This window comes from Bradyrhizobium sp., assembly GCF_049586575.1.
GTDB lineage: Bacteria > Pseudomonadota > Alphaproteobacteria > Rhizobiales > Xanthobacteraceae > Bradyrhizobium.
The window spans coordinates 1-10,449 of sequence record NZ_JBAVCF010000418.1 but is presented as its reverse complement, the minus strand read 5'-3'; the positions used below and the strand labels follow the sequence as shown (position 1 = coordinate 10,449).

General features: G+C 62.3%; 6 protein-coding genes and 1 pseudogene. 6 read left to right on the top strand and 1 reads right to left on the bottom strand.

Annotation, left to right across the window (positions count from 1 at the left end):
- The 4 genes and pseudogenes from WB528_RS16715 to WB528_RS16700 form a co-directional block, all read left to right on the top strand.
- Positions 1–129, top strand: a pseudogene (locus WB528_RS16715) (acetyl-CoA carboxylase carboxyltransferase subunit alpha); the annotation flags it as partial.
- A gap of 248 nt (positions 130–377) precedes the next feature.
- Positions 378–1,835, top strand: a complete 1,458-nt coding sequence (locus WB528_RS16710) for a L,D-transpeptidase family protein (protein ID WP_423889521.1) — start codon at positions 378–380, stop codon at positions 1,833–1,835.
- A gap of 176 nt (positions 1,836–2,011) precedes the next feature.
- Positions 2,012–3,964: a thiamine pyrophosphate-binding protein gene (locus WB528_RS16705; protein ID WP_423889520.1), complete on the top strand. Its 1,953-nt coding sequence runs from the start codon at positions 2,012–2,014 to the stop codon at positions 3,962–3,964.
- Between the two features lie 10 nt (positions 3,965–3,974).
- The gene (locus WB528_RS16700; protein ID WP_423889518.1) at positions 3,975–4,349 is read left to right on the top strand and encodes a c-type cytochrome; all 375 of its coding nucleotides are present in this window, start codon (positions 3,975–3,977) and stop codon (positions 4,347–4,349) included.
- Positions 4,350–4,646: 297 nt separating this feature from the next.
- Here the strand turns inward: WB528_RS16700 and secA are convergent, their stop codons facing one another.
- Positions 4,647–7,481 (bottom strand): preprotein translocase subunit SecA, encoded by a 2,835-nt coding sequence (gene secA / locus WB528_RS16695; protein WP_423889517.1) that lies wholly within the window; start codon positions 7,479–7,481, stop codon positions 4,647–4,649.
- Positions 7,482–7,983: 502 nt separating this feature from the next.
- On the opposite strand from secA, the gene WB528_RS16690 reads away from it, so the two are divergent.
- Together WB528_RS16690 and argJ are read left to right on the top strand one after the other, a co-directional pair.
- The gene (locus tag WB528_RS16690) at positions 7,984–8,895 is read left to right on the top strand and encodes a peptidylprolyl isomerase (protein ID WP_423889516.1); all 912 of its coding nucleotides are present in this window, start codon (positions 7,984–7,986) and stop codon (positions 8,893–8,895) included.
- 167 nt (positions 8,896–9,062) lie between these two features.
- Positions 9,063–10,304: a bifunctional glutamate N-acetyltransferase/amino-acid acetyltransferase ArgJ gene (gene argJ / locus WB528_RS16685; protein ID WP_423889515.1), complete on the top strand. Its 1,242-nt coding sequence runs from the start codon at positions 9,063–9,065 to the stop codon at positions 10,302–10,304.
- Positions 10,305–10,449: the final 145 nt, after the last annotated feature.

Here is a 10,449-nt window from a genome sequence, read left to right as displayed (position 1 = left end):
GCTGCCATGATTGCAAGCACGGGCGATGCCATCGCCCAGACGCTGAATGACCTGAAGCATCTGGGCGCCGAAGCGATCCGCAAGCAGCGGCGTCAGAAATTCCTCGATATCGGCCGGAAATCGTTCTGAGAGATATCCACTGTTACGGAACCAGCCCGGCTCCGGTGGCCCCATTTCCATCAAATTTCTGCCATTTTGGTCGCAATTCAGCCCCCCGCAGCCTGTTTAAACTCTGTTGACCATGCCCAAGCGGGCTTGGGACACAGGGCCAGCCTCGGCTTGCGGCAAACGGGGCTTTAAGGATAATATTTTATTCAATGGCTTCAGGGCGTCGACGCGATTTTGCGAGAATTGCCCGTTGGGTGTGGAGCTTTGCATTGATCGGCCGCTCGTTGTTTCGCGCGCTCATGATGTCTGCTGCGCTGTCGGCAGCTGTGCTGCTGGCCGGCTGCAATAGCGACGAGATTGGTTCGCTCGCCACCAACGCCAAGGCCAACCAGCCGGTCCCGCCCAGGCTCTTGGCCCAGATCGACGCCAAGAACATGGATCTGCAATCGCCGATCCTGATCCGGCTGTTCAAGCAGGAGGCCGAACTCGAGGTCTGGAAACAGGACCGCACCGGCCGCTTCGAGCTGTTGAAGACCTACCCGATTTGCCGCTGGTCCGGCGATCTCGGACCGAAGGTCCGCGAAGGCGACCGCCAGGCCCCGGAAGGGTTCTATGCGATCACGCCGGCGCAGATGAACCCGACGTCGGCCTACTATCTCTCTTTCAATACCGGCTATCCGAACGCGTATGACCGATCGCTCGGGCATACCGGCTCGGAGCTGATGGTCCACGGCGACTGCTCGTCGCGCGGCTGCTACGCGATGACCGATGAGCAGATTTCAGAAATCTACGCGTTGGGGCGCGAGTCGTTTTTCGGGGGCCAGAAGTCGTTTCAGTTCCAGGCCTATCCGTTCCGGATGACGCCGCTCAACCTCGCTCGCCATCGCAACAGCCCGCACATGGCGTTCTGGAAAATGATCAAGGAAGGCAACGATCATTTCGAAGTAACGCGCCAGGAGCCGAAGGTCGATTTCTGCGAGAAGAAATACGTATTCGATGCGGTGAAGGCGCCGGACGCCAAGCGAGATCCGGTGTTTGACGCTTCGGCCAAATGCCCTGCTTACGTCGTGCCCGATGAACTCGCGCAAGCCGTTCGCGAAAAGCAGGAAGCCGACGAAGCCGAATACGCCAAGCTGGTCGCCAAGGGCACGCCGGTGGCCCAACTGAACACCGGCATCGACGGAGGCATGAACAGGGTGTTCGCCGCCAGAGTTCCCAACGGCAATACAGGTCTTTCCGAAGGCGGCTCCGGCCTTGCGTTGCTCACGACCGACAGGGCGCCCGGCACCATCCCCAGCACCGTCAATCCGCCGCACGGACCGGTCACCTCGCCGCAGGAGCCGCTGACGGCTTCACTCACTCCGACGTCCTCCTCGACGCGCGTGGCGGCCGTGGCTCCGGCAGCGCAGAGCGGCGAATCCGACGGCTTCTTTTCCAGCCTTGCCCGCAAGGTTGGCCTGAGCAGCGCTTCTACCGATACGACCGCTACCGCCTCACAGCCAACGGCCCCGGCCCGGCCGAAGACCGCCGAGGCCAGGCAGCCGCGCCCGGAGGGATCGACTCCCAAGCCGAAGGCCGAAACCAGACAGGCTTCCGCCAAACCGCCATTGAAGCCGGTCGCCGAAACCGCAGCGGCTGCGCCTGCCACGACGAACAGCATGGTGGCCGGCGCGCAACCGATCGTATCGGCGAATTCGTTCGACAACCGCTTCTCGGCAGCCAAGTAAGCCTACCCTCCCAACAAGCGCCGCTGCTTCCGCAGAGCTCTATGCTGCGATCAGCAGCTATTTGACGAGCGACCTCCTCGCATCGTGGTTTTCAATGCGCTAGTCTTCCCCGCATCAAACAACAACGCCGAGCCGTCCTCGTCGGTGGCGCGCCAAAAAGGAGCGGGAGAAGGCTCATGGCCAAGTCGGAAACGTCGGGCCTGCATCGCCGTCGATTTCTCAAAGGTGTGGTTGCAGCCGGCGGAGCGACGATCGCCGCGCCCCAGACCGTCTCCGCGCAGACACCGCAGCCGCCCAAGGGTCCCGCGCCAACACCGACCGCAACCATTCAAGCCAAGGAACGCGAACGGCCGCCGGAAGTCGAACGGCTGACGACGGAGAAGACCGGCTCCGATTTCATGGTCGATGTCTGCAAGACGCTCAACCTGGACTACATCGCATCCTGCCCCGGCTCGACCTTTCGAGGCTTGCAGGAAAGCTTCGTCAACTACGGCGCCAACAAGCGCCCGGAATGGCTGACCTGCCTGCACGAGGAAGTGTCGGTTGGGATGGCGCACGGTTACGCAAAGGTCGCCGGCAAACCGATGGCCGCAATCATGCACGGCACCGTCGGCACTCAGCATGCGGCGATGGCGATCTACAACGCCTACTGTGACCGCGTTCCCATGATGCTCTTTACCGGCAATGCGGGCCCGCTCAATGAACGGCGGCCCGGCGTCGAGTGGTTCCACAGCGTGCAGGATGGCGCGGCTACCGTGCGCGATTTCGTCAAGTGGGACGACTATCCGATGTCGCTGCAACATTTCGCCGAGTCGGCGGTCCGTGGCTACGCGCTCTCCTGCGCGCAACCGCCCGGACCGGTGTTCATTGTTGCCGACAGCAAGCTGCAGGAGGATCCGCTCGAGGAGCGCGAAGAACGCAAACTCAGGATTCCTCGGTTGACCGTGCCTTCGCAGGCCGCCGGCGATCCGAATGCGTTGCGCGAAGCCGCCAGGATGCTGGTGACCGCAGAGAACCCCGTGATCATTGCCGATCGCTATGCGCGCTCGCAAGCCGGTATGGACGATCTCGTGCGCCTGGCCGAACTCCTGCAGGCGCCGGTCATTGACAACCGCTCGCGCATGAACATGCCGAACACACATTACCTTTGCCAATCGGAGCGCGCCGGCACCTTGGTCGCGCAGGCCGATTGCATCCTCTCGCTTGAGCCGGTCGATCTCTTCGGTCAGCTCAACACCGTGCGCGACCAGCTGCAACGCACCGACGTATCGCGGGTCAAATCGGGTGTGAAGGTCATCAGCATCTCGACCCACGATCTTCTGGTCCATTCCAACTATCAGGACTTCCAGCGCTACGCGGCAGCCGACATCAACATCACGGCCGACGCCCAGACGACGCTGCCATTCCTGATCGAGGCCGTGCAGCGCGAGGCGAGCGCAGCCGGCGGGAAAAGCGCCAACGAGATGCGGAGCGAGAAGCTGCGCCAGGCCTACCAGCGCTCGATCGAACGCACGCGCGCCGAGGCGGCGCTTGGATGGGACGCGACCCCGATCACCACGGCGCGGCTCTATATGGAGCTCTGGGCGCTGCTTCAGAAGGAAGACTGGGCGCTGGTCTCCGACAGCGATTTTTCGTCCCGTTGGCCGCATCGGTTGTGGCCGCTCGACAAGCACTATCGCTTTATCGGCGGCTCGGGGGGCTACGGCGTCGGCTATCAGCCGGTCGCGGCGCTAGGCGCGGCGCTGGCGCACCGCGACGCCGGAGGCCGCGTGGTCGTCAATGTCACCGGCGACGGCGAGTTCAACATGGCACCGCATACGTTGTGGACCGCCGCGCATCACGGCATTCCCTACCTGACGATCATCCAGAACAACCGCGCCTATCACCAGGAACTCATGCACGTCCAGCGCATGGCGAATCGGCACGATCGCGGCGTGCGCAACGCAACGATCGGCACGACGATCGACAATCCGAATATCGATTACGCGAAGATTGCGATGGGCTACGGCGCGGTCGGCATCGGGCCGGTCGAGGATCCCAACGACCTCGCTGACGCTTTCCGCAAGGGCATCGCCGCCGTCAAGGCCGGCCAGCCCGCGCTGATCGACGTCGTCACGCAGCCGCGTTGAAGGGCAGGCCATGAAACAGGTCAACCTCAGAGTGGCAGTCTTGATCGCGGTGCTCCTTCCAGCGGTCGGGCCGGCCGGCGGCCAGCAAATCCCCGCGCCGGCCGGGAATGCCGACAACGGCAAGACGTTGTTTCGAGAGACCGGGTGCTATCAGTGCCATGGGCTCGCGGGGCAAGGCGCTGTCATGACGGGCCCGCAACTGTCACGCACGGAGCTGTCTTTCGATGGCTTCCTCAATCAGCTTCGTCATCCCGCCAATCAGATGCCGCCTTACGAGGCCGCGATCGTTTCGGACAAAGACGCCGCCGACATCTATGTCTATTTGAGGCAGATGGCGGCCCCGCGCGATCCGAACAGCATTCCCCTGCTCAAGGCAACGCGCTGATAGCTGACTGTTGAAACACCGATGGACCGTCGTCGTCGCGAGGAGCGAAGCGACGAAGCGCCCCACGATTCCGGATTGCTTCGCTTAACGCTCGCAATGACGGAACTAGTGCGGCGAATTTGAAGTTCCTATCAGTGTAGCGGCAATCGCTTTATAGGAACTTCAAATTCAAGGCCGCACTAGAATCAATAAGTTACTAGAGCTCCTTTGATTCCGAAGCTCGCATCGGAGGTTGCCGCGATACCGTGCGGACTTCGGAATCGGAACTCTAGTCAGGGCGATAACGCGCCTCAGCCCTCACGCATATTTGCCGTGGCAATGCTTGTACTTCTTGCCCGAGCCGCAGGGGCAATCTTCGTTGCGGCCGACCTTGCCCCACGTCGCCGGGCTTTTCGGGTCACGGTTGGCGGTCGCGGCGGGCACCAGCGAGGCGCTAGCGAACGCCATTTCGTCCTCGCCGGTATCGGGATCGAGCTTGTGCACTTGCATCGCCGGAAGCTCCGGTTGCTGATTTTCCGGCGGCACGATTTCGACGCGCATCAATTGCGCGGTGACGGCCTCGCGCAGATGCGCGATCATGGCTTCGAACAGGCTGAACGCTTCCGACTTGTATTCCTGCAAGGGATCGCGCTGGCCGTAGCCGCGCAGGCCGATCACCTGACGCAGGTGGTCCAGCATCACGAGATGCTCGCGCCACAGATGATCGAGCGTCTGGAGGAGGATGGTCTTTTCGACATAGCGCATCACCTCGGGACCCCATTGGGCCACCTTGGCCGCCATTTGCTGGTCGACCCGATTTTCGATCCGGGTCAGCAGCTCTTCGTCGGCGATGCCTTCTTCCTTGGCCCACTCGTCGACCGGCAGGTCGACATCGAGTACGCGCTTGAGTTCTTCCTTGAGGCCGGCGGTGTCCCACTGTTCGGCATAGACATGTTCGGGCACATGCTTGGTCACGACGTCCTCGACAAAGGCCCGGCGCATGTCGGCGACCGTCTCGGCCACGCTTTCGTCCTTCATCAGGTCGATGCGCTGATCGAAGATCACCTTGCGCTGATCGTTCTGGACGTTGTCGAACTTCAGAAGGTTCTTGCGGATATCGAAGTTGCGGGCTTCCACCTTCTGCTGCGCCTTTTCCAGCGCCTTGTTGATCCAGGGATGGATGATGGCCTCGCCTTCCTTCAGGCCGAGCCGGGTCAGCATGGTGTCGAGCCGGTCGGACCCGAAGATCCGCATCAGATCGTCTTCCAGCGACAGGAAGAATTTTGAACGGCCGGGGTCGCCCTGGCGGCCGGAACGGCCGCGAAGCTGGTTGTCGATGCGCCGCGATTCATGACGTTCGGAGCCGATAATGTAGAGCCCGCCCGGCTTGGTCACGATCTTGGCCGGCTTCGATCCTTTCGCCGGCTCGATCTCGATCGTCTCCTCGGCCTTCAGCACGATCTCGCGGAAGCGCTCGACGTCGGCCTTGATCTGCTGGATCTTCGCATTGCGTTCGGCTTCGTCGGCGATGCCCGCCGTCTCGTGCTCGATGCGCATGTCCGGCGAACCGCCGAGCTTGATGTCGGTGCCGCGGCCGGCCATGTTGGTCGCAATCGTGATCGCGCCGGGCACGCCGGCTTCCGCCACGATGTAAGCTTCCTGTTCATGGAAGCGTGCGTTCAGCACCGCAAACAGCTTGGCCGGCTTTCCGGCGCGGGCCGCCGCGTAAAGCTTGTCCATCGCATTTTCGTTGCCGAAGTCGATCTGCTTGTAGCCGTGCTTCTTGAGGTATTCGGCCAGTACTTCCGACTTTTCAATCGAGGCGGTGCCCACCAGAACCGGCTGGAACCGCGCGTTCGCCCGCTCGATCTCGGCGAGGATCGCGGCGTATTTCTCGTTCTGGCTGCGGTAAACCTCGTCGTCTTCGTCGAGACGCGCCACCGGCAGGTTGGTCGGGATTTCGACCACGTCGAGCTTGTAGATGTCGAACAATTCGTCGGCTTCGGTCGCCGCCGTACCGGTCATACCCGCGAGCTTCGCGTACATCCTGAAATAGTTCTGGAAGGTAATCGAGGCGAGCGTCTGGTTTTCCGGCTGAACCGTCTGATGTTCCTTGGCCTCGAGCGCCTGATGCAGGCCTTCCGAATAGCGCCGGCCAGGCATCATGCGGCCGGTGAACTCGTCGATGATCACGACCTCGTCGTCGCGAACGATGTAATCCTTGTCGCGGGTGAACAGCGTGTGCGCGCGCAGCGCCTGGTTGACGTGGTGCACCACCGAGACGTTCTCGACGTCGTAGAGCGACTCGCCCTTGAGCTGACCGGCGTCACGCAGCAGCGTTTCCAGCTTCTCCATGCCGCCTTCGGTCAGCGTCACCGTGCGCTGCTTTTCGTCGACCTCGTAGTCGGCCTTGTCCAGCTTGGGAAAGAAGGTGTCGATCGTATTGTAGAAGTCCGACCGGTCGTCGAGCGGTCCGGAGATGATCAGCGGTGTGCGCGCTTCGTCGATCAGGATCGAGTCGACTTCGTCGACGATGGCGTAGAAATGCTCGCGCTGGACCATATCCTCCAGCCGGTATTTCATGTTGTCGCGAAGATAGTCGAAGCCGTATTCGTTGTTGGTGCCGTAGGTGATGTCGCAGGCATAGGCTTCCTTGCGCTCGGCATCGTCCAGACCATGCACGATGACGCCCGTGGTCAGGCCGAGGAAGCCGTAGATCTGCCCCATCCAGGAGGAGTCGCGCCGGGCGAGATAGTCGTTGACGGTCACGACATGGACGCCCTTGCTGGCGAGCGCATTGAGATAAACCGCCAGCGTCGCCACCAGCGTTTTGCCTTCGCCGGTTTTCATTTCGGCGATATCGCCTTCGTGCAGCACCATGCCGCCGACCAACTGCACGTCGAAATGCCGCTGGCCGAGCGTACGCTTGGCGGCTTCCCGGACCGTGGCAAAGGCCGGGACGAGGATGTCGTCGAGCGTCTTGCCTTCCGCGAGCTCCTGACGGAACTGGGCCGTGCGCGCTTTCAGCGCTTCGTCCGATAGCGCAGCCAGTTCCGGCTCCAGCGCGTTGATGGCGTCGACGCGGCCCTGGTATCCCTTGACCCGGCGGTCATTTGCGGAACCGAAAAACTTGCGGGCGAGCGCGCCGATCATGCCAAATTCCTGTCCTACCGTTCGGCAAAGCTGCCGCGAAATGGGGACTGCTAATCAACTCATCGTGACGCGCCAATGACCGGCCCTGACCGGATCGTCCGTCGAATGAGTGGGAGTTCAGCAATCCCGGGTTCAACGGCTAAAACGCGGCAAAACGGGCGCTATCGCCATTGACTCAGGTTGGGCAGAGATATGGCTGGCCCAAAGGGTTGTCAACGCCGCGAAAGGGTTGACGATCTGGAGCCTCGCCACCGCCTATCCCCGATTTTCGGATTGTTTCAGCAAGGGAGCGGAATCGGCGTTTACCACGGTAGCGGCAAAGGGTCCGATCGATGCATTGGCCGGCGATTGGCGAGGCCCTACCCCCATGGCTCGCCTTTCCGGGAATTCATCATTTTGACAGACTTTTCGCGTTGCCAAGGCCACGCGATTGGGCGAGTGTCGCGCGGTTTTAAACGGCCCTGCCGCAACAGCCATACGGCTTTGGAGATAAGGATTTTCCATGACTACTTCGTCATCAGACGCGAAACGTGGTGCGCACGTCCGCTTTGCCGCCGCCACCGGCGTACTTGCGATTGCTCTGTTCGCGAGCCTGCCGCTGCGCGCTGAAGATGCCAACCCGGTGCTTGCCAAGGTGAACGGCGCTGAAATCCGCCAAAGCGACCTGACGCTCGCCGAGGAAGAGTTGGGGCCGAGCCTCGCGCAGATGGACCCTGCGACCAAGAAGGAAAACGTACTGGCGTTTCTGATCGACATGAAGATCGTCGCCAAGGCCGCGGAAGACAAGAAGATCGAGGATCGCCCCGACTTCAAGGCCCGCCTCGCCTTCAGCCGCAATCGCCTCCTGATGGACAGCCTGCTGGCGTCGGAAGGCAAAGCTGCGACCACCGACGAGGCCATGAAGAAGGTTTACGAAGAAGCCGCCAAGCAGATCTCGGGCGAGCAGGAGGTGCACGCGCGGCATATTCTGGTCGAAACCGAAGACGAGGCCAAGGCAATCGAGGCAGACCTGAAGAAAGGCGCCGATTTTGCCACGCTCGCCAAGTCGAAGTCGAAAGATCCCGGCGCTGCCGACGGCGGCGATCTCGGCTTCTTCACCAAGGATCAGATGGTCCCGGAATTTTCCGCGGTCGCCTTTACCCTCGAACCCGGCAAGATCTCCGATCCGGTGAAATCGCAGTTCGGCTGGCACATCATCAAGGTCGAGGAAAAGCGCAACCGCAAGGCGCCCGACTTCGAGCAGGTCAAGCCCCAGATCGAGACCTACGTGGCCCGCAAGGCGCAGGCCGAATATGTCGCCAAGCTGCGCGAAAGCGCGAAGGTCGAGCGCATGGATCAGGCCGCCAATACGCCAGCTCCGGCGCCCGACGCGGCCAAGCCGGCGGACTCCAAGATGGCGCCCGCGAAGAAGTAAATCGACTTCACCGCGGAATTTCAGTATTTGACGTCACGCCCGGCCACTTGCGCCGGGCGTCCACGTCTTGAGACCTTCATCGATCGATGCTGAAGACGTGGGATGGCGGGCATAGGCCGTCCCTGGACGGCCGAGCCAATTTCATTTGTCGACAGGGCCGCTCGATCATGTCTTCCACCGTCTCCCCCCTTGCTCCCACCGGCGTTCCGGACATGCCCGCCATTGCGGGCGTGACGCTCGCGACTGCGGCTGCCGGCATCCGCTACAAGGGCCGTACCGATGTGCTGCTGGCCATCATGGACAAGGGCACGACGGTGGCCGGTGTCTTCACCCGGTCGAGGTGCCCATCGGCGCCCGTGGAGTGGTGCCGGGCCAAACTCGGCGGCGGCAAAGCTCGCGCGCTCGTTGTCAATTCCGGCAACGCCAACGCCTTCACCGGCAAAACCGGACGGCAGTCTACGGCCATGACCGCCGCGATCGCCGCAAAGGCGGTCGGCTGCCAGGCGAACGAAATTTTTCTGGCCTCCACCGGCGTGATCGGCGAGCCGCTCGACGCCACCAAGTTCGATGGCGTCCTCGGCGAGCTCGCCACACAGACCACGCCGGATGCGTGGATGGACGCGGCACGCGCCATCATGACCACCGACACCTTCCCGAAGGTCGCAACCGCAACCGTCAAGCTCGGCAAGGCCAAGGTGACGATCAACGGCATGGCCAAGGGCGCCGGCATGATCGCGCCGGACATGGCGACGATGCTGTCCTTCGTTTTCACGGACGCGCCGATCAGCTCCCCCGCCCTGCAATCGCTGTTGAAGGCCGGCGTAGAGGATACGTTCAACGCCGTCACCATCGATGGCGACACCTCGACCTCGGACACGCTGCTTGCTTTTGCGACGGGTGCAGCGGCGGCCCACGGCGCGCCGAAGATCAGCCGTGCCGGCGACCCGCGCCTGAAGGCATTCACGAAGGCCTTTCGCGCCGTGCTCGCCAACCTCTCCGAACAGGTGGCGCGCGACGGCGAAGGCGCTCGCAAGCTGGTCGAGATCATCGTCGAGGGCGCGGTCTCGAAGACTTCCGCGCGCAGAATCGCGATGTCGATCGCCAATTCGCCGCTGGTAAAGACCGCGATCGCCGGCGAAGACGCCAACTGGGGACGCGTGGTGATGGCGGTCGGCAAAGCCGGCGAACCCGCCGACCGCGACAAGCTCTCGATCTCGTTCAACGGCATCCGCGTCGCCAAAAGCGGCGCTCGCGATCCGACTTACGATGAGGCCGAAGTATCAGCAGCGATGAAGCAGCCGAAGATCCAGATCAAGGTCGCGCTCGGCCTCGGCAAGGGCCGCGACCGCGTTTTGACCTGCGACCTCACCAAGGAATATGTCGCGATCAACGGCGACTACCGGTCGTGATGAAAATCTCCGGGTAGAGAACAACTGACCGCCGCCCGACAGAACCCCGGTTGCAGCAGCTGTGCGACAATCGTCCATGCACACCTACCGCGGTAACCTCTTCCCACGACAATTCGCTCGAATTTTCAGAGCTGCAGTTTAGCAT

Bases quoted from the DNA above. Each gene is read 5' to 3' on its own strand.
- WB528_RS16705 (WP_423889520.1), top strand. From the start codon at position 2,012: ATGGCCAAGTCGGAAACGTCGGGCCTGCATCGCCGTCGATTTCTCAAA.
- WB528_RS16700 (WP_423889518.1), top strand. From the start codon at position 3,975: ATGAAACAGGTCAACCTCAGAGTGGCAGTCTTGATCGCGGTGCTCCTT.
- secA (WP_423889517.1), bottom strand. From the start codon at position 7,481: ATGATCGGCGCGCTCGCCCGCAAGTTTTTCGGTTCCGCAAATGACCGC.
- WB528_RS16690 (WP_423889516.1), top strand. From the start codon at position 7,984: ATGACTACTTCGTCATCAGACGCGAAACGTGGTGCGCACGTCCGCTTT.
- argJ (WP_423889515.1), top strand. From the start codon at position 9,063: ATGTCTTCCACCGTCTCCCCCCTTGCTCCCACCGGCGTTCCGGACATG.